Below are 20117 nucleotides of genomic sequence, written 5' to 3' on the forward strand. Positions count from 1 at the left end.
GAACGACAAAAGGTGCGCGGTTGGATTAAGGCTTGTATAGAACGTGGCGTATCAAATGGTGAGTTGCCTGATTCTGTTGATATCCAGATGCTTGTAACCTTATTTAATACATTTCTTCAAGGAATTTCGATACAAGCCCGAGACGGTGTTCCATACGAGATAATTGACGCTGCCATAACTCAATTGATGAGTATATGGGATACGTTGTCTGTTAGCTAAGCCAAGCGTTTAGAGGATAAACAGCAAAAAAAGGGATCTTCAATCGAAGATCCCTTTTTCAGTACCGATAATAAGCTTTATGGTGCGACAAGAAGTCGCTTTTATATAGTGTGGCCGATGCCCCTAACTTACCCAACTTAACTAGTGTAAGTATATGGCATAACGTATATAAAGGTGAATTACTTTTGAGACGTATATAAAGGTTTATTTTTTATGTTTAAATAGACGGTTTTTTATTCGATTCTACACCGTCCATAAAGGTGTACCTTTTTGGAGAAGTTAAGTAAAAAATAAACCATTTTACCATTTGCTTATATATAATTAATTTTGATAAAGAACGTAACGTTAAAGATACTTATATATGGTTAGTAACCAAAATACTAAACATAGATTTCATCATTTGAATTGGACGATTTATAGATAAATTCATTTTATTTCTTTTTTATATTTTTTATTGAAATTGGAAGAATTATTATTGTTCAGTTCATTGAATGTTAGGTTTAATCGAGTTTTCACGGCATATAGATTGAGTTGTTCGAACTTTTAAATATGTAATTTGTAGTTTAAATTTACTCTTTTCTATATCAAGCCTCAATTAATTTTAAGATTTTGCGATATACGTTTTAAGAGAAAGTTTGTTAGTCCTAATGAGACATATAGATCAATTATTTTTTAAAAAATGGTAAATAAGTTGCAAAAGTAGTAAAAACCCAACTTTTGTTATAAATAAATTATACTATATACATTTTACTTATTAAACCAGTAAACTTTTTACAATTATAATAGATAATATTCAGAAGTGGTAAATATTTTTCATATATTGTACAATATTTATAAAAGATCGAAAAAGAGGTGAGAACATGAACGAATTTAATTTTTTTGAGGAGTTAGAGTTCCTAACAAAACTTAAGGTTGGGATAGGAGAAACATCTGAAATAACTGGTATTCCTCAAAGACAATTAAGATATTGGGAAAATAAAGGTATTATCTCAAGTCTACCTCATGAAAAAGGAAATGTTAGAAGATATGACTATACAACTATAAAAAAGATCCTTCTAATTAAAGAGCAATTAGATGAAGGTTATACTTTAGAAGGGGCCATAAAAAAAGTCAATAAACGTATAGAATATGTAGAGGAGATGTTTGAAAAGATTAAGGAAAAAGAAAACCAGGATGATAACCAATTTATGTAAGCGTTTTACTCATTTTTCACATAAAAGGTTTGTATTCACTACCTTTTATGTAGGAGATGCATTTATCTAATTCCTTCTCAAATTTACTATTTGAGGAGGTTTTTTATTATAAAAATCATTCTAATAATAGATATGTCTAGATAGATTTATAGAATTCTGGTTAGCTTAGTGCCCTTTTTGCTTCTATAAATCTACGCAAACTCTCGTATAAATATGTATTTCTCTTTTCCACTATTTCTACAGCTTCAGTTAACTCATATCCATCTTTTAAAGCTTCTTGTATAAGTAATACCTTCTTTACATTTATATAATCATATCCAGGAACGTTATCCTCACGTAATGTAGATAAGATAAAACCCTTTTTTTCCCAATTTTCTAATGTACTTTGTGGAATACCTGTTATTTCTGATAGTTCACTTATATGAAGATGGATTCTTTTAAAAAATTCAATCTTTTCAACATTGCTATTTTCATTATCTTTTCTAACTTTTTCTTTTATTTTCATAAATTTATCCCCCTTTAATACAATTATATAACTTTAGTATTATTTTTACAATAAATATAGTTTACTTTAAATAAATGAACTTTATTTTCATAAATTGACGATTATATATAATGATTACGAATAAAAAAGAAAATATTTAAATTTATTTAAATTTACCTCTATATTTTAAAGATAAATTAAAAAAAATAAAATATATTTAAATATATTGAAAAATATCTACTTTGATTGTAGAATATTTACAAGAAAGCTAGGAGGTGTATTATGGGAGTTAAAATTACATCCATTGGTCGATATCTTCCAGAAAAAGTATTAACCAATGATGATCTATCTAAGTTCATTGATACTTCGGATGAATGGATTAGTTCAAGAACTGGTATTAAAGAAAGAAGAATTGCTTCTGAGGAAGAAACTACGTCCCATTTAGCAATCAAAGCTGCTAAAAAAGTTCTTAATAAAAGAAGGCTGGATTCTAAGGAGATTGATTTAATTATTGTTTCTACTATGATGGGGGACTCCCCCTTTCCTTCAGTAGCATGTAAAGTTCAAGAAGCAATAGGAGCTACTAACGCAGGAGCTTTTGATATCTCTGCGGCTTGTTCAGGTTTCGTATATGCTATTGAAACCGCATCCCAGTTCGTACAAACAGGTTATATAAAAAAATGTTTAGTTATTGGGGCAGAGGTTTTTTCAAAGTTTCTAGATTGGGAAGAGCGATCTACTTGTGTTTTATTTGGAGATGGAGCAGGAGCTATATTATTAGAACACAGTGATGAGAACACTTTTTATGGAGGAGTTCTAAGAGCTGATGGCTCTGGAGAAAATCTTTTACATATGGTAGCAGGTGGAACATATAAACCTGCTTCAATAGAGACTGTAAATAATAGAGAGCATTTTTTAAGAATGAAAGGTCTTGAACTATTCCAAGCCGTTGTACCTATTATATGTGATGTGGCGTTAGAAACTTGTGAAAAAACAGGAATGGAGCTTAACGATATTGATTTAATTATTCCACATCAAGCTAATGTTCATATCATTGAACAAGTGGCCATGACTTTAGATATACCTTTTGAAAGATTTTTCATTAATATCGAAAAATATGGTAACACTTCTGCGGCATCTATTCCTATTGCTTTATACGACGCGTTACGAAAAGGGAAAATAAAACCTGGATACAAGATTATGATGATTGGATTCGGAGCTGGATTAACATGTGCTGCAAATATTATTGAGTGGACAGACAATTGTGTTTACTAAAGATATCCAATATAACACACTAAAAAAATGTGTAAGTGCAAAAAATAATATTGGAATCGATATCGTATGTATAGAAGATATAAAGTCCTTCTTAGTCGATCCCGTTGGCATTATAGTTACTCAAGATGAGTGGGAAGAGATAGAAACGTCAGTAAATGTCTTAGAGAGATTAGCTGGAAAATTTGCAGCTAAAGAGGCTGTAATGAAAGCTCTCGAAACAGGTATGGATTATTTACAATTTACAGAGATTGAAATTTTAAATAGCTCGTCCGGAAGACCCTATGTTTATCTTAGTGATAAGGCATTAGAACTATGGGGTAAAACTGAATACCAAAAGTTAAATGTAAGTATAAGTCATCACAAATCATATGCAGTTGCAGTTGCAGTTGCAGATTAAAGGAGATTTTCAAATGAATTTAGAGGCACTGGTATTTCAAAATAAACGTGGACAAAATTTAGTCGGAATTATGCATCATGCCCAAGGAGAGGGACCACATCCATGCTTAATTGTATGTCATGGGTTTGCAGGTACCAAAACAGGGGGAAGCAGAAGGTTTATAGAGTTTGCTCAATATGCGGTTGAAAGAGGTATTTCAGTGTTTAGATTTGACTTTGCTGGATCAGGAGATAGTGAAGGTGATTTAGTAGATTTAACTTTAGATAACGAACTAGAAGACTTAGAAGTAGCTTTTTCAACAATTCAAGGTATGGACAAAGTAGACAGTGAGCAATTAGGTATTTTAGGCCATTGTATGGGAGCTGTTACTGCAATTCGTGCTGCTAGTAGAAATAAGCATGTATACAAAACTATTGCTTGGGCACCGTTCTCTGATATAGATGGGGCAATTTGTCGTTTGATTGGAGAGGACGCATACAGTATTTTACTAGAAGGAGAAGAAGCTGATTTCTTATATAATAATCAACTCTTTCAATGCGGACCAAGTATTGTCGAAACTTCAAAAGGTATAAATATGTTTAAAGAAATTCAACAAGTAAATAATCCATTGTTAGTTATTCATGGAACAGAGGACGCTACTGTCCCTTTGAGTGAAGTTGATACTTTGATGAATTCTGTAAAGGAAAATCCAAATTACACATACGAGGTAATTGAGGGAGCTCATCATTCTTTCCCATACCACAAAGAAGAATTATTTGAAATTACTACGAACTGGTTTATTAATAATAAAGGAGGTTTTCAAAATGAAAACAAAAGAGAAAGTTTCGTTTGAAGAATTTAAAAAAGTAGTAGCAGAGCGATTAAAGATTTCCGAGGAGAATATCTCGAGGGATGCTTTATGGGTTAAAGATATTGGAATTAGTTCGGTAGACTTGGTTAAAATTATCATGCTTGTCAGACAAAAATTTGGAGTCAAGATACCAGCATCGAAAATAGGCACTATTAAAACTGTAAATGATATCTATATCTTAGTTGATGGAGAGTGATTAAATGTCTGCTACCTCTTCAATATTAAATAAGACTACCCTCCATAACAAGAAGTTAACTGACTACAAGCTTGTAGCTATCGACATGGATGGAACAGCATTAAATGAAAAATATCAATTGAATAGACGAACTATAGAAACTATTCAGAAAGTAGAAGATAATGGGTTAGTTATTCTTTTAGCAACCGGAAGAATGTTAAGTGCAGTAACTGAACATCTGAACTTATTAGGAACCTCGGGGCTTGTAGTATCTCATAATGGAGCTTTAGTTAAAGACGTTCATAAAAATCAAACATATTTACACAATAAAGTTTTGCCTGAGGTGGTTAAAACTACTCTTCTACTTTATGAACAATTTAAATTTGTACTACATTTTAATATTCAAGATGAGGTGTTTGTGAAACACCCTAGTACTGTAAGTAAAAGGTATGCAGAAGAATTAGGTATTACTTTAAACTACAGTTCCCCTTCTTACTTAGATATTATTGAAAATTCAACTTCAATATTACTTATGGAAAGGAAGAAAGTCCTTGAACATGTTTTAATGCAAGTTCAGGCTACCCATCCTAATGAGTTTGATCATGTTTTAATACAGGATCGGAAGATGTTTGGATGTTACAATTCCTACCTAATAATACTTCTAAAGGAAAAGCTGTTTTAGAAGTTGCAGATCAACTTAACATAGATAAAAGTGAAATTATTAGTTTTGGAGACAGCTATAATGATTTAGAGATGATTAGTTCTACTGGATTAGGTGTAGCGATGGGAAATGCTTGTGACCAGTTAAAAGAAGTAGCTAATTATATCACTAAGTCTAACAAAGATGACGGGGTTGCATATGTTTTAGAGGAGCTTATTAAAAATGAACAAGACTGAATATGTCATTATGTTTCCAGGTCAAGGTTCTCAACATATTGGGATGGGGCAAGACGCTTATAAAAATAGTGAGATTGTTAAATATATATATGAAACAGCTGAATCTATTGTGAACTTCCCTTTGAAAAAGTATATGTTTGAAGGACCAGAAGAAAAATTAAAGCAAACAAATATTACGCAGCCGTGTTTACTTACTAGTAATATATCTCTTTATGAAACTTTGATGCATAAAGTTAGTGATGAACCCTCATATATTTGCGGACATAGTGCAGGAGAATATGCAGCATTATACGCAGCTGGAGTACTGTCTTTAGAGGATTCTTTAAAATTAATTATGCATCGAGGAAAACTAATGCATTTAGCTACTAAAGGATCTATGTTGGCAGTTTTGAACGCTACAGATGAGGAAGTAACTATGTTATGTGAGAAATCATTAGTTACCGGAGGCACATTATCTCCAGCTAATTGGAATTCAAAACATCAAACGGTAATATCAGGTGATATTCATTCAATAGAAAAAGCCTTAGATTTAGCATTTGAAATGGATATAACTGTTATACCTTTAAGTGTATCTGGAGCTTTTCATTCTAACTTAATGAGCTCTGTAGTTAGTCAATTTTCTGAATATGTAGAGGAGGTTGAATTTAAAAGTTCGAAAATTCCTATTATACCAAACGTTACAGCTCAACCTATGGAAAATTCAGAAACGTGGGAGTCACTTATCTTAAAACAATTAGTATCACCAGTTAAATGGAAACAGACGATTAAGTACTTATACGAAAAAGGAATAAGAACCTTTGTAGAGGTAGGGCCAGGAAATGTACTGTCAAAATTAGTTTCAAAAGATTATCCAGATGTGTCCGTGCTAAATGTCAACGATATAAATACAGCTAATAATGCAGCATTATTCTTAAACGAAAAGAAATTTCAAATATCCTGAAAGGAATGAAAATATGCCGTTTTTCACTGTAAATTTATGTTCAAATGTATCTTCTATTTTCAAACAAAAAACTATTTATCATGTTACGAATGTCACCTCAACCTTTTTGAACATACCGCCTGATAAAATTCAAGTCTTAATCCAAGAATTTCCTAGAGAAAATTGGGGAAGAGCTGGTACATCATTAACAGAAGAAAATTTCTCAAAAGAAAGCAGAGCAATTAATTGGGAAACAAAACAATCTTATTACTCAGGTGATAGTAGTAAAGAAGAAAATATGACTATTGTCACAATTGATGTGTGGGACATGTACACTCAAGAACAAAAAAATTCATGGGTTGAACATCTAACTGAAGTATTTGTTAATTTACTAGAGATTCCTAAAGATAATATTTTAATACTCATAAGGGATATGCCGGCGGGTAATTGGGGACAAAACGGTGTTACTGGTGCACATGCGAATTTTCTAGAGGAAAGTCGATTAATCTTTGGAAAATAACAACCATCAAATTACTTTATAAAAGTTAAAACTAAAATAGGGAACTTAAGGTAATACCTTTAATGCTTTTCGGATTATAAATAGTAAGCCTAGGTGTATACCTGGGCTGTTTTTATGAATATGGAGGAGACATAAGATGTTAAACAACACTAATTTAGAGAAAAAAGCATATGTAATAATTTCAATGACTGCTAATCCAGCCCAACAGGATGCATTATTAGAATACAAAAATGTTGCTAAAAAGGTCAGAGATGAAAATGGAGCCCGGGTTTTACTAAAAAAAGATGTTCATAAAGATGTTATAGGTAATTTTAATGGTGAGTCTATTCGTATCTTAGAGTTTCCCTCAGAAAATAATATTCATAATTGGCTTAACGATCCAAGATATATTAAAGTCAAACCTCTTAGAGATAAAGCATTTTCATATCTTTCGCTTACTATACTTAGCAATACTTAATAAAGCAGAAATTTCTTTTCATAATAAATTGAAACTTAACTACTAGAAGGGAAGAGAATCATGGAGACAAAAGATATACAAGAATTAGTCAAAGTTTTTGATCAATCTTCTATTGATGAATTAGCATATAAAACCGATAACACATCAATTACTTTAAAAAAAATAAAACAAGAAGTTCAACCTAGTGGCACTGAAGCAACGAATAATATTTTGCCTCAGCCAGTTTTAGAAACAAAAGATTCACCTAAAGAATTATCTCTAGAATCCAAAACTGTTAGTCCAACTAATAGAGAAAATTACCATGAGATACTTTCACCTATGGTCGGTACTGTTTATATATCCGCTTCTCCAGAAGCAGATCCTTATGTGAAAGTAGGAACAAAAGTAAGTGAAAAAACAATTGTATGTATAGTAGAAGCTATGAAATTATTTAATGAAATTGAAGCTGAGGTTGCTGGAGAAATTATTGAAATTTTAGTGGAAGATGGACAGTTAGTAGAATACGGACAACCACTATTTTTAGTAAATATAAAATAGGGAGAGAGTTTAATTGATTAAAAAGTTGCTTGTAGCTAATCGTGGCGAAATTGCTGTGCGAATCATTCGTTCTGCTAAAGAAATGGGCATTGAAACTGTAGCTATCTTCTCTGAAGAGGATAGAAAAGCTTTACATGTCCAATTGGCAGATGAATCTTATTGTATTGGTCCGGCTTTAGCTAAAGATAGTTATTTAAATACGGTTAATATAATGAGCATAGCTAAATTATCAGGTTGTGAAGCTATCCATCCCGGTTATGGTTTCTTATCGGAAAATGCTGATTTTGCTGAAATGTGTAGGGAATGTAATATTATATTTATCGGCCCAACCCCTGATACAATTAAGAAAATGGGTGTAAAAGATATAGCTCGAAAGACAATGATTGATGCAGGCCTCCCCGTTACATTAGGGTCTGTTGGAACAATTAGTGACACTAATGAAGCATTAGAAATAGCTAATGATATAGGATACCCGGTAATTATTAAAGCTACGGCTGGGGGCGGTGGAAAAGGCATCAGAGTTGCTTATAATAAGGAAGAACTAATTAGTGGGATTCAGGTTACTCAACAAGAAGCTGAGGCTGCCTTTGGAAATCCGAATGTATATATAGAAAAATATATTACAGATTTTAGACATGTAGAGGTTCAGGTATTGGCTGATAATCACGGTAATGTCATTCATTTAGGAGAAAGGGATTGTACTATTCAGAGAAGGCTTCAAAAACTAATTGAGGAAACCCCTTCACCTGAAATAAATGATGAAACTAGAGAAAAAATGTGTGAAGCTGCTGTAAAAGCTGCTATGTCAGTTAATTATTCTGGAGCAGGCACTATAGAATTTATTTATGATTTACAAGAAAATAAGTTTTATTTTATGGAAATGAATACTCGTATACAAGTAGAGCATGCTATTACCGAAGCTGTTACTAATATAGATCTTATTAAGGAACAAATACTTATTGCTTCAAACGAAAAATTAAGATACAAACAATCGGATGTGTTAAATAAGGGATGGTCTATAGAATGCCGAATTAATGCTGAAAACCCCGAAAAGAAATTTATGCCATCAGCTGGAACAATAAAAGAATATTTTGCTCCAGGTGGATTTGGAGTGCGCATAGACTCTGCTGTATATCCCGGTTGCACCATTTCTCCTTACTATGATTCTATGATAGCTAAAGTTATAACACATGGTGAGAATAGAAAAGAAGCTATTGATCGTATGAAGAGAGCGTTAGAAGAATTCATCATCACAGGTGTAAAAACTACTATCCCTTTTTATTTAAAAATACTAAATAATGAAAAATTTGTTTCAGGGAAGTTTAATACAAAATTCTTAACCATAAATGAGTTAGAACTGAAATAAGCAATTTCTTTTACTATTTAGGTGTTAAAAGGGAGTGAATATTTTGATTAAAAATATGTTTATAAATAAAGATAAGTCTAAGATAAAATCTCTGTTAAAAGATCAGACGGATGTCCCTGATGGAATAATTACTAAGTGTCCCAAATGTAAAAAGATTACTTATCATAAAGAGTTAATTAGAAATTTGAAAGTGTGTAATGGATGTGGATATTATTTTCCAATGACTTCTACAGAAAGGATAGAATTCATTTTAGATCAAAATAGTTTTATAGAATTCGATGCAACAATGGTATCTGATAATCCTCTTAACTTTCCACAATATACAAAGAAATTAAAAGAAGATCAGAAGAAAACTAATCTTAATGAGGCGATAATCACAGGAGAAGGTGAAATTCAAGGAATTAGTGTAGTAATAGCTGTGATGGATTACCGTTTTCGTATGGGAAGTATGGGTTCAGTTGTAGGAGAGAAAATAGCACGAGCTATGGAAGCAGCAATTGAAAAAAAAGTTCCTTTTATTATATTTACAGCTAGTGGTGGAGCTAGGATGCAAGAGGGATTTGTTAGTCTAATGCAAATGGCCAAAACTAGTTCAGCAGCAAAATTATTAGACGTATATAAAAACTTATCCATCTCGATTATGACTTCTCCTACTACGGGAGGGGTTTCAGCAAGCTTTGCATCTCTAGGAGATTACAACTTTGCAGAACCAGGATCTCTAATTGGATTTGCTGGAAGAAGAATTATCGAACAAACTATTAGAGAAAAGTTACCTGAAGACTTTCAAACTGCTGAATTTTTGTTACAACATGGACAATTAGATCGGATAATTAGTAGAGATGAAATGCGCAATACGTTAGCGTCTATTTTAAGTCTACATCAGGGAGGAAATATCTAATGGATTTTTTCTTTGACTTTGAACGTCCTTTAATGGAGTTAAAAAGCAAAATTGTTGATTTAAAAGAGTTAATGCAAGTAAAGAACATTGATGTTTCTAAAGAAATAAAAACACTTGAACAAAAATTAGTTGCATTTGAGAAGGATATATATAATAAAATGACTCCATGGGATAGGATTCAGGTGTCTCGTCACTTTAATAGACCCACAACATTGGACTATATTAATGAGATATTTACTGACTTTTATGAAATGCATGGGGATCGTACTTATGGTGATGATCCAGCTATCGTGGGGGGGATTGGAAGATTTGAAAATTATCCTGTTACCATTATAGGCCATCAACGTGGGAAAGACACAAAAGATAACATTTATAGGAATTTTGGTATGCCTCATCCAGAAGGATATAGAAAAGCAATTCGATTAATGAAACAAGCTGAAAAATTTAAAAGACCAATTATTACTTTTATTGACACAAAAGGAGCATATCCTGGTCGTGAAGCAGAAGAAAGGGGACAAAGTCAAGCAATAGCAAATAGCTTATTTGAGATGTCAGCTCTAACTGTTCCTATCATTAGTATAGTAATTGGCGAAGGTGGAAGTGGTGGAGCTCTCGGAATAGGCCTTTGTGATCATTTATATATGCTTGAAAACTCTACATACTCTGTCATATCACCTGAAGGAGCTGCAGCTCTCTTATGGAAAGACTCTACTAAAGCTAAACGTGCGGCAGAATCATTAAAAATAACAGCATATGATTTGGAGAAATTAGGATTGATTGAGGGTGTAATTAAAGAGGTTCAAGGAGGAGCTCATAAAGATTTAAAAAAGCAATCTTTAGAAATCAAAAATAGCATTAAACTTTCAATAGAAGAATTGAAAAATTCAAATGAACAAGATTTGATTAAAAATAGGTATTTTAAATATAAAAGTATTGGATATTATAGTTTTAGAAAAGATGTGAAAAAAAGCTCTAAAGTATTAGTTATGAGCTAGTTTGAATAAATCTAGTGTCTTATTAAGAATTTTAATAAAAAGTATGTGTCTTCTGTTTAATTATTATGTTTTATAGAGAAAAAGGAGAATATAATGAATAGTGAGAGATATCAAAACGGGTGGAGAAATCTAAGTTCTATTGATGGAGAAAGTGGAACTAAGGTTATTGAAGGTCTTAAGGACATAGCCCCTGATCTAGGTAGATATATAATAGAATTTACTTTTGGCGATATATATTCAAGAGGTAACTTATCTTTAAAAGAACGTGAAATGATTACTATATCATCCTTAACAACACAAGGGGGATGTGAAGATCAACTTAAAGTTCATATTAATGCTGCATTAAATGTTGGAGTGGAACCTGCACAAATAACAGAAACTATTATACAATGCATTCCGTATGTGGGGTTCCCTCGTGTTATTAATGCTATAAATGTTACTAAGAAGGTTTTCCAAGAACGAAGCTTAATTTAATGAGACGCTACTTAAAAAAGTTGCCCAAATAGCAACTTTTTTGGGTGGCGTTTTATTATGTGAATAGTTTGTATAGATATTTTAAGTTAAAATACAGTCATTTCTGTAATATGGTTACAAATGAAAGGGCGTTTCTAATGTTAGTAGTTTTAGTATCAAGAAAAAAGAAGTCAACGTTAGCCGACTTCTTTCTTCTATACAGGGATCAAATTATAAGTTTATTGTTCGGATCCATTTTCTAATAACCAGGTATCATGTAACCATTTTTCTGTTACACGACCACCATTCCAAATTATTTCTTGCTCAAAAGTAATAATTTGGTTATGAGGTCCAACGATTACCCAAGCATAAGTGTCATCATCCTTCTTGTAACACTTATATTTCATACCAATAACTTTAATTTCTTTTCCATTTTCATCAAAAATAATCTCCTCGTGGGGTTTAATCCATAAATTTTCAAGTTTATTAAATAAACCAGGTTCAATTTTATTTAGAAAATCCTTTGATACTTCTTTTGTTTGGCGTGGTGATGGTAGGGAGCCTTCTGAAAGAGATTTATCCATCCATGTAAAGCCTAAGATTTTTTCGGTATCTTTATCAACTGTGATAGAGTAGTGTTCCCCATTCAATCTATTATTTTGTCCATCACTTTTTTCAAAGCGAAAAATTAGAACATTACTATTATTTTGCTTTTTATTTTGAACATTTTTTAATTCGTAATTCTTAGGAATTGATAAGGATTTTAAAGTATGATCTAACGTACTTTGATAATCGGATACACTTAAAACGCTATTTTTTTCTGTTTGTTTCACAGTTTTCACCTCATGAGATTGAGTTTTTAAATTAGGGTTGTTCCTATAGTTTTCTATAAAATATATAGATATGCCTAAAACTGAAAAAAGAAAAATTAAACATATAATTCTTTTCATTTTTTCAACTATTCAGCGCTTTCCTTTTTTATTAAGAATGATACAATTAAGCCTATTCCTAATAGCATAGCTAATACTTCAAATGTTAAAGTATAGCTTCCTGTTTTTAATAGGTTAACGCTTATAACTGGACCAATAGTAGCACCTATAAACAGAATAAACATATAAAGTGAGACAGCTACTCCACGTGCTGCTCCACCTAGTTGTCCTACCAAGGAGATAAGAGTTGGAACACTAATAGCAATTCCAGCGACAAAAACCACACTCATAATAATAAGGAATATTAGGTTTGAACTAAAACCTAACAAAGATAGGCCTATCACGGCTAGGGCGAGCCCTCCATGAAGTACTTTTTTTACGCTGAATTTTGCTACTAATCTGCCGGCAAAAGGAGCAAGTAACATACCAAAGATTCCAACAGAACGAACGTATAGGATATCCTGGCTGTCTAGACCAAATTCTGAACTGCTCAAGTAATTTCCTAAAGCTGTATACATACCTACAAAAGAAAGTAAAAGCATAATTGTAATAATGTAACATAAAACCAATGATTTCTGAGTAATTACTTTCCCCATAGTTTTAAAGGGAGCAAGAATATTTCCTTTATTTTCAGTAACAGCGCTTCTTGGGATAAAAAATATTACCAAAAGTGTAGTTACTAAATAAATTGCTCCTAACAAATAAAAGACATAGTTCCATCCAAATGATTGACTAACTAAGCTACTAATGACTTGACCTACAATACCAGCCATTAGAAATCCTGAACTTATAAAACCAATTGTTGTTACTCTCTTTTCTATTGGAAACATTTCAGCTACATAAGCAAGTACAGAAGGAGCAAAAGTTGCTGCAGCAATCCCTTGAATTCCACGAAGCGTAATAACAAAGTTCAAATTATCAAAGGCACCTATAATGGGAGTAATTATTGTTAAACTAATTAGACCTGTTAAAATGATTTGTTTACGACCATATTGTTCAGATAAAGCTCCGAAAAATAGAAATCCAATGGCATAACAAAAAGAAAAGGAACTACTAACCCAAGTAGCTTGTGCTGAGGATACGTTAAAAGTATGTGAAAATATTGAAACTAAAGGAATTGTAATATACAAGCTTGATACAACAACCAGACCACACCAGAAAAGAATTATAGTCATCATAGAATAGTTCTTTTCTGAAGCAGCATGATTTATTTTATTGGCTATTTCCGCCATATGGAGAGTCCTCCTTATAAGTTTAATTCATCTTTCATATCTGGTAATACAGCAAGAAAATTGCATAATCCGCTGGCGGGAATCGCCAGCATCATTGCTTCTTTTATTTCTTCTTTAGTTGCCCCTGCTTCCAGAGCTTTTTGGATATGTACCTTAATTGCTGGTCCATAACGGGTAGATGTAAGAATGCCAAGATATACTAGTTGCTTTGTTTTTTCATCAAGAGCTTTTCCACTAACTGAGTTATATAATTCTCCAAAAATTTTAGCTGTTTCGGGAAAATCTTCTTTGAATTCTTCAAATGCAGGATTTTTTGACATTATTTAAATTCCTTTTGAGGAATAACTGTATTTCGGCTCTTCCCTAAAAACTCTGGATCAGTTGCAATTGTTCCAGCTTGAGCCCAGTTGTACTGAGGAACATCATGCAAAATAACAGTTACCTTATCAGGAGGCATATTTAATAAATCCACTGTCAAATCTGTTAAACCTTTCACCCATTTTTGTTTTGTTTCTTCACTAAATCCTTCCCAAACATTAATATTCATTACTGGCATAACGACACTCCATTCTACTTGTATTTAATTCACGTTAATTATAACAAAGTTACAAACTAAGTCAATGAGTTACACTTAAAATTTGTAATTATGTTTAAAATGTTGTAAAATGGTTACAATCAGAAGTGCAAAGAAGGTGAAAAAATGAATAATGAAAACACAGCAGAAAATGTTTTACTAGACTTTGATTTATTGAGTAAATTGGTAGTAGGAATTGGGGAAGTGTCAGATATGACAGGAGTTCCTACAAGAAAAATTCGTTATTGGGAAGAAAAAGGTATTATTGCTTCAGAGAAAGATACAGAAGGTTCTACACGCAGGTATAATTATGTTAATATAAAAAAAATCTTGCTTATTAATGAATTATTAGAAGATGGTTATACATTAGATGCTGCAGCTAAGAAAGTAGAAGTACGTATGAACAGTATAAATGAAACTTTTACTAAGCTAGCTAAATACTTGGAATCAGAAGAGTAGTTAACCCCTGTACTTTAAAAGAATATAAGAGTAAATGAAGAAGCCACCCAGATCTGGATGGCTTCTTCATTTATACGTTAAATTTTATAAATTATAGCGATTGTTATATATGATCCTAAATCTAGAACACTAATTCTAGTCCAAAAAGAAGAGGTGACGGAAATTTTCCGTTCTCACTTAGAGAATGTGGTTAATACGCTCTTGGCGAGCGAATTGACAGCTTTGTTGGACTACGAAAAATATAATCGTATTGGATTTAATACAGGGAATTCACGAAATGTTTCGTACGAACGGACGCTGCACACAGAGTTTGGAGAACTTCATCTCGTTATTCCTTGTGATCGGAATGGCGACTTTAAGAAAGAGACTGTGGCTCCTTATAAAAGAGCCGTGGAAGTCTAAGTATCCAAAAGTGACAAAGCCATTGCTCAATAACCCTTATTTGTTCACGTTTTATAGCTTTCCTAAGTCTATTTGGCGTAGTATTTATTCTAACAATCTCATTGAGTCGTTTAATAAACAAATCAAGAAATATAGTACACGTAAGGAACAGTTCCCCAACGAAGAGTCACTTGAACGCCTCCTCGTTTCTCAGTTTGACCAGTATAATCAGCGCTTTGCAACAAGATGTCATATTGGTTTCGATCAAGCTCGCGCAGAGCTACAAATGATGTTTAAAACAAGCTAGTGGATAATGTCTATAAGAAAAGAAAATTCGTATTTACACAAAATTATTAACGGTCCCAATTAGATATTTAAAATATTGGGATACATATCACATTTTTTGTTACTCACTACGTTTTTTTTGATCTCATAAATCTAAAAAAGAGAAGAGCATAAGGGGTTTTTGCCCCCACAGACTGTGTGGGGCTAGGCAAAGCCTAGCAAAACGATGGGGTCAAGAAAACCGTCTTGCTGTGGACCTGCTGTGAACCTAAAACCACTCATGTTAACCTGCTGTGAACCCCAAAAAGCGCGAAATTCGGAAGAAAAATAGGGCATGTGAACCTACTGTGAACATGCCTTTTTTCAATTCATGACCAAATCATGTTCTTTTTTATTCAACTTTTTCAGCTTTTCTTGCAAATTTTTTTGTTCATCTTCATAGAGCTGAATGCTTTTACCACTGGACTGAATTGTATCTTTTTGATCGTAATTTTTGATTCTGTCTCGACTTTTCTATAGCTTTTCATTTTCTTTTTTATAAAATCTTTTTCTAACTCATGTGAACATAAAAAAATAAATATCGACGTCTTGTGAACGTGTACTTTTTTAGAACTGTAATCTCTTATAGAATAAAATGGATTCATAAATCATAAAAAAGCACGCATAAATCACTTGTATAGTAATCAAAAAGAAATGGCCGTTTTGACCATGAATGTACGAAAAAAACAAAAAAAGTTTGCTTGCTTCTGTCTTGTTTTTTTCAAAAAACACTTAAAAATGAAGGGGCCCTTGAGGGGACATTTATCAACTATGAAGGGACGGTGAAGGGGTTCCTAGCACAAATATTGTAATCGCTGAGGGGTCCGTGAAGGGACTACCCCTTAATTTGAGGGTACGTTGAGGGGGTTCCTTGAAGATTTTGCATGATATCATGTTTTTGCTAGGCTCTGCCTAGCCTATCACACTCTGTGATAGCAAAAACCCCTTATGCTCTTCTCTCTATTTTTAAAAGGGCACCACTATTTTGGGAATTTCAAATAAAATATGGAACTTAAAGAAACCTGATCAATCATGACAGCAATTTTCAAAGAATTAGGTTCACACATGAGCTATTTTTAATAAACAATTCGACCGAGAAAGACCTCTTAAAAATTCAATTAAAGTCCAAAGTAATACGATGGAACGTTGTGTAATTTCTATGGAAAACTTAAATGATATGTTAAAAGAATTGATGAGGAGGTATGGGGATGATGAATAGAAAGGCCGGATGATTTCACTCGATATCGTCACATATTAATACATTCAGGGTTACATGCTTAAAAACAAAATTAAATATCCTGGCGACGCTATATCTGACATTTGTAATCGATTCAAATATAAACAAAAAAAGAATGGAACTGCACTAATTTTCTCATAAGTAAGCTCACCACTTGAGGGTCCTAATTTTCCAATAGGACCATTTCCCCCTCACACATTAATAAAAAAGCAGCTTCTACATTTATAAGTGGAAGCTGCCTTTATCATATTTTTGGAATTTTGCATAGTGTCATTTTTTATAGTCTCTTTTTAGAAAAAGGACTATAAAAAATGGCACTACCCAGAATGCCCATTTACCCTTAACATTGAAATTGTACTAATTCACTAAATTTCCAAAAATAACAAAAACTAAACATCATAACATACTTTAGAATACTTGAGGAGGGGGAACTTTTTTCCCCTCCCCTACTCTCAAAGACTCATATATGATAAAGGTGATTCCTACAACAATATAGGATTTTTCGTAGCTAAAAATACTTGTTTTGATATATTTTGCTAATTTTTATTGAATTATGAGACTAGTTAACGCTATAATAAAACTAACAAAAACGTGCGGATAGAAAAAAGACTTCAACTGTTTAAGTAGTGTGGTACCACTCTTAAACCGTTCCCCCTAATAGAGGTAGGGAAAACACTTGTCGAAGTCTCTTGTTAATAGAGTTAGTTTTGTACAAAATAAAACTTATGGTTTTATTTTATACGAAATTGACATCTATTTCAAGGGCTTCGTTCATCTAAATCAAGGCATTGTTTTCCTTTCATCAGGGAGACAGTGTCTTTTTTGTGTTCCTTAAAGGAGAAGATGAACAAATGACAAAGCTCTTTACCTGCTATTTACAAGATATAAATACCTTCAACGGACGATTCAAATGGTTATGGAAAGAAAAACCGACCCTTCGTAAAAGGAAAGAAGCGTTTTTAGAAACACTTCGTACGTACTTTAAACAACAACAAGTAGCCTTACATAAAGTATTCCCTAAAAAACGGATGGAAATGTTAGATTACGTGATTTATAACCTTGTTGCTACAGGTATTCAAGCCATTCACTCAAAAACACTTATGCAAAAATTTGATGTATCCCAAAGTACCGTTTCTCGCTTTGTAAAATCATTAAAGGAAACACCGTTTATGATCGTGGCACGTTATATCAAAGAAGATACAACAGGTGCTCATCCTGATAGCTATGTGTTTATCCTTAAAAGCCATACAAATTTTGATCAAATTTGTGATGAAATCTTTTTTGCTCATGACACAACAGGTGTACAAACACTTCAACAAGAAGAAATGACAACTCCTGTGACAACTCCTGTGACAAGTCCAGAACGTGCTGAAAACGTTGATACATCAAGCTTGGAGGACGAAAAAGCATCGTCCCCCTTTATTAACCTTGATTTACCTAAAAATCATTTAAATAATCATTTAATATCTGCTTCACAGTCATTTACTTATATCAAAGGTGTGCCTAAAAAAGTAAATCATGTGTACGCAGGTAAATATGGTCATCAACTAAAAGACTTTTATGCGCGTATTCAAAATGCTGCAAAAGCCGTAAAACGAGATACACAGATTGAGATTGTGAAAGAACAAGTTCATGAAGTCGCTTATACAGCCATTGTAGGCTTAGATAAATATGTTCATGAGGCGAATCATAAGGGTACTACCCTATCACTGGATGACATGTGCCGTCTTGTTTATCAAATTGCTTACAATCAATTTACTAATCTACTTAAAGGCAATACAGAAGAACAATCATCTGAGTCAGACATACATACTGAAGCTGAAACAGCAGCGTTATTTACGCCTAAACATATCATCCGTAAGGAATTGGTTCCTGCTTGGTTACAAGCTGAACAGGAGCAAAATCAGTGTACACGAGAAACAACTATTCCTCTGGATCAACAGCTTGAAATGATTCAATTAAAGCAAGATTTAGGGCAAGAACTAACGCCAGAAGAAGAAACCTTACTCCAAGAACACAGTACTACGTACAGTTCGTTCGAAATGGCGCAATTGAAGCAAGATTTAGGACAAGCCTTAACACCAGAAGAACAAGCACTACTGCACCAACATGACCAGTTAAAAGGCTCGATTTCTTAATCGAAGAATGTAGAAATCCCTTAGAAGCTGATATTTTAATAGAGTATGTTTATTTAGATATATGTTCTAAATAAACAATAACTATACATCTACGTAGGAGGAGATTACGATGCCCCATAAAATGACCCTAACAGGATCTGCGACAGGACCCTTACGAGAATACGATCGCTACGTTGCCTTTGATATGCGAGAAAAAGGTTCACCTTCTGCGCCTAAAGGCCTGAAGAAGAGTACCTTTATTTCGTATACCGTGTTTGTTGCCAAGAAAGCCTTTAATAAAACCGGACTGACAAAAAAGAGTATTATGCATGAAAAAATCTTAATTCAAGGGGAACCGACGTTAGATATTCCAATCGACGAGTGCCCTGGGGAAATTGGTATCATCTGCTTTCAAATTACCGTTCTTCCGAATAAAAACGATAAAGAAACTAATGAGCCAAAAAATAAAAAAGAAGCGAACCAAGAGGGTTCTGCGCCTTCTGAGGTACAAAAGAACAGTGAATATAACAAGCAGGAAGAAAAACAAGATCCTGTTTCTCAGCCTGTAGCAAAAGAAGCGAAAAATGTACAGCCAGAAGTGAAAGAAACGCCTATTCAGGAGAAAAAGGCTGCGCCAAAACAGAAGCAGCTAGCCACCCAACCAAAAGGTACACAGGATGTCGTGAGCTTTGATGAGATTATCGTTCCTGAAGCCTTCTTAAAGACACGACCAAACCCTGAAAAAACACAAAAGGTCATTGATTTTGTGAAGCGTACAGGATACTTAGATGAGCCGTTAACGATTGAGAAAGGCTCTAAGGTCCTAAAAGATGGCTATCGTCGTTATATTGTGGCCAAAACCGTTAAAATGGACAAAGTTCCGGTGATATATGAGTACCAAAAACAAGAAGGTTAAGACTTGATTGAAGAGTCTTTTAATACGAAAAATAAGTAAGGGTAGGAAGTTTAATGAATAAGCCTACTACTTTAATAGATATTGGAATAACAAGAACATCTCTAAAATGTTGTTAAGAAATGGTTTAGAGTTCTGAAAACATGGGGTAAAGTTAAACATATCTTTTTGTGATCACCTGTTCAATATGTTCGATCTCTCCGTGAAAGCCAGTTATCTTTATGGTGACTGGCTTGTCTTTCTGTAATTAAGTCATACGGGTAATTATAGCGGTGTATATGGCTAAGACCCTTATTCCCCCAAGGGTTTAGCTAAT

General features: G+C 33.1%; 23 protein-coding genes and 2 pseudogenes. 20 read left to right on the forward strand and 5 right to left on the reverse strand.

The annotated features are described in order from the left end of the window. A pseudogene (locus ACLHDF_RS30030) lies at positions 1–219 on the forward strand (TetR/AcrR family transcriptional regulator); the annotation flags it as partial. Positions 220–1079: 860 nt separating this feature from the next. Further along, on the forward strand, positions 1080–1412 hold the full coding sequence (locus tag ACLHDF_RS30035; RefSeq protein WP_413922043.1) for a MerR family transcriptional regulator: 333 nt from the start codon (positions 1080–1082) through the stop codon (positions 1410–1412). Between the two features lie 160 nt (positions 1413–1572). Here ACLHDF_RS30035 and ACLHDF_RS30040 read toward each other — a convergent pair whose 3' ends face one another. Next, positions 1573–1917 (reverse strand): MerR family transcriptional regulator, encoded by a 345-nt coding sequence (locus tag ACLHDF_RS30040; RefSeq protein ID WP_413922044.1) that lies wholly within the window; start codon positions 1915–1917, stop codon positions 1573–1575. A gap of 261 nt (positions 1918–2178) precedes the next feature. On the opposite strand from ACLHDF_RS30040, the gene ACLHDF_RS30045 reads away from it, so the two are divergent. The 14 genes from ACLHDF_RS30045 (at position 2179) to ACLHDF_RS30110 (ending at position 11656) form a co-directional block, all read left to right on the forward strand. Further along, on the forward strand, positions 2179–3171 hold the full coding sequence (locus tag ACLHDF_RS30045) for a beta-ketoacyl-ACP synthase III (protein ID WP_413922045.1): 993 nt from the start codon (positions 2179–2181) through the stop codon (positions 3169–3171). Beyond that, on the forward strand, positions 3161–3568 hold the full coding sequence (gene acpS, locus ACLHDF_RS30050; protein ID WP_413922046.1) for a holo-ACP synthase: 408 nt from the start codon (positions 3161–3163) through the stop codon (positions 3566–3568). Before ACLHDF_RS30045 ends, acpS begins: the two co-directional genes overlap by 11 nt. Before the next feature lie 13 nt (positions 3569–3581). Next, on the forward strand, positions 3582–4400 hold the full coding sequence (locus ACLHDF_RS30055; protein WP_413922047.1) for an alpha/beta hydrolase: 819 nt from the start codon (positions 3582–3584) through the stop codon (positions 4398–4400). Then, positions 4372–4614: an acyl carrier protein gene (locus ACLHDF_RS30060; protein ID WP_413922048.1), complete on the forward strand. Its 243-nt coding sequence runs from the start codon at positions 4372–4374 to the stop codon at positions 4612–4614. The genes ACLHDF_RS30055 and ACLHDF_RS30060 overlap by 29 nt, the downstream gene beginning before the upstream one ends. 4 nt (positions 4615–4618) lie before the next feature. After that, positions 4619–5275, forward strand: coding sequence for an HAD family hydrolase (locus ACLHDF_RS30065; RefSeq protein WP_413922049.1), 657 nt, complete (start codon positions 4619–4621; stop codon positions 5273–5275). Continuing rightward, on the forward strand, positions 5227–5490 hold the full coding sequence (locus tag ACLHDF_RS30070) for an HAD family hydrolase (RefSeq protein ID WP_413922050.1): 264 nt from the start codon (positions 5227–5229) through the stop codon (positions 5488–5490). The genes ACLHDF_RS30065 and ACLHDF_RS30070 overlap by 49 nt, the downstream gene beginning before the upstream one ends. Beyond that, the gene (fabD, locus tag ACLHDF_RS30075; protein ID WP_413922051.1) at positions 5477–6430 is read left to right on the forward strand and encodes an ACP S-malonyltransferase; all 954 of its coding nucleotides are present in this window, start codon (positions 5477–5479) and stop codon (positions 6428–6430) included. Before ACLHDF_RS30070 ends, fabD begins: the two co-directional genes overlap by 14 nt. Before the next feature lie 13 nt (positions 6431–6443). After that, on the forward strand, positions 6444–6929 hold the full coding sequence (locus ACLHDF_RS30080; RefSeq protein WP_413922052.1) for a tautomerase family protein: 486 nt from the start codon (positions 6444–6446) through the stop codon (positions 6927–6929). Between the two features lie 136 nt (positions 6930–7065). Next, a complete protein-coding gene (locus ACLHDF_RS30085) occupies positions 7066–7386 on the forward strand; it encodes a DUF1330 domain-containing protein (RefSeq protein ID WP_413922053.1) in 321 nt (106 codons plus the stop codon). A 57-nt stretch (positions 7387–7443) separates the two neighbouring features. Further along, entirely contained in the window at positions 7444–7923 is a 480-nt protein-coding gene (gene accB / locus ACLHDF_RS30090; protein WP_413922118.1) for an acetyl-CoA carboxylase biotin carboxyl carrier protein, read from the forward strand. 13 nt (positions 7924–7936) lie between these two features. After that, a complete protein-coding gene (accC, locus tag ACLHDF_RS30095) occupies positions 7937–9289 on the forward strand; it encodes an acetyl-CoA carboxylase biotin carboxylase subunit (protein WP_413922054.1) in 1353 nt (450 codons plus the stop codon). A 43-nt stretch (positions 9290–9332) separates the two neighbouring features. After that, positions 9333–10187: an acetyl-CoA carboxylase, carboxyltransferase subunit beta gene (gene accD, locus ACLHDF_RS30100; RefSeq protein WP_413922055.1), complete on the forward strand. Its 855-nt coding sequence runs from the start codon at positions 9333–9335 to the stop codon at positions 10185–10187. Beyond that, complete coding sequence (accA, locus tag ACLHDF_RS30105) at positions 10187–11182, forward strand: acetyl-CoA carboxylase carboxyl transferase subunit alpha (protein ID WP_413922056.1); 996 nt, start codon at positions 10187–10189, stop codon at positions 11180–11182. The genes accD and accA overlap by 1 nt, the downstream gene beginning before the upstream one ends. A 93-nt stretch (positions 11183–11275) precedes the next feature. Continuing rightward, positions 11276–11656, forward strand: a complete 381-nt coding sequence (locus ACLHDF_RS30110) for a carboxymuconolactone decarboxylase family protein (RefSeq protein WP_413922057.1) — start codon at positions 11276–11278, stop codon at positions 11654–11656. 218 nt (positions 11657–11874) lie between these two features. On the opposite strand, the gene ACLHDF_RS30115 is transcribed toward ACLHDF_RS30110, so the two are convergent. The 4 genes from ACLHDF_RS30115 to ACLHDF_RS30130 form a co-directional block, all read right to left on the reverse strand. Further along, entirely contained in the window at positions 11875–12468 is a 594-nt protein-coding gene (locus ACLHDF_RS30115) for a YcdB/YcdC domain-containing protein (RefSeq protein ID WP_413922058.1), read from the reverse strand. A gap of 125 nt (positions 12469–12593) precedes the next feature. After that, positions 12594–13796 carry an MFS transporter gene (locus ACLHDF_RS30120; protein ID WP_413922059.1) on the reverse strand — a complete coding sequence of 401 codons (1203 nt, stop codon included), beginning with the start codon at positions 13794–13796 and terminating at the stop codon, positions 12594–12596. Between the two features lie 14 nt (positions 13797–13810). Beyond that, positions 13811–14116, reverse strand: coding sequence for a carboxymuconolactone decarboxylase family protein (locus ACLHDF_RS30125; RefSeq protein ID WP_413922060.1), 306 nt, complete (start codon positions 14114–14116; stop codon positions 13811–13813). After that, positions 14116–14352, reverse strand: coding sequence for a tautomerase family protein (locus ACLHDF_RS30130; protein WP_413922061.1), 237 nt, complete (start codon positions 14350–14352; stop codon positions 14116–14118). Before ACLHDF_RS30130 ends, ACLHDF_RS30125 begins: the two co-directional genes overlap by 1 nt. A 144-nt stretch (positions 14353–14496) precedes the next feature. On the opposite strand from ACLHDF_RS30130, the gene ACLHDF_RS30135 reads away from it, so the two are divergent. The 4 genes and pseudogenes from ACLHDF_RS30135 (at position 14497) to ACLHDF_RS30150 (ending at position 19804) form a co-directional block, all read left to right on the forward strand. Next, positions 14497–14829 (forward strand): MerR family transcriptional regulator, encoded by a 333-nt coding sequence (locus ACLHDF_RS30135; RefSeq protein ID WP_413922062.1) that lies wholly within the window; start codon positions 14497–14499, stop codon positions 14827–14829. 105 nt (positions 14830–14934) lie between these two features. Next, a pseudogene (locus tag ACLHDF_RS30140) lies at positions 14935–15517 on the forward strand (transposase). 2105 nt (positions 15518–17622) lie between these two features. Further along, on the forward strand, positions 17623–18909 hold the full coding sequence (locus tag ACLHDF_RS30145; RefSeq protein ID WP_413922063.1) for a replication protein: 1287 nt from the start codon (positions 17623–17625) through the stop codon (positions 18907–18909). Between the two features lie 109 nt (positions 18910–19018). Beyond that, positions 19019–19804 (forward strand): plasmid stabilization protein, encoded by a 786-nt coding sequence (locus tag ACLHDF_RS30150; RefSeq protein ID WP_413922064.1) that lies wholly within the window; start codon positions 19019–19021, stop codon positions 19802–19804. Positions 19805–20117 lie beyond the last annotated feature (313 nt).

Origin of the sequence: Priestia megaterium, from assembly GCF_046599315.1 — a bacterium.
Lineage (GTDB): Bacteria > Bacillota > Bacilli > Bacillales > Bacillaceae_H > Priestia > Priestia megaterium_F.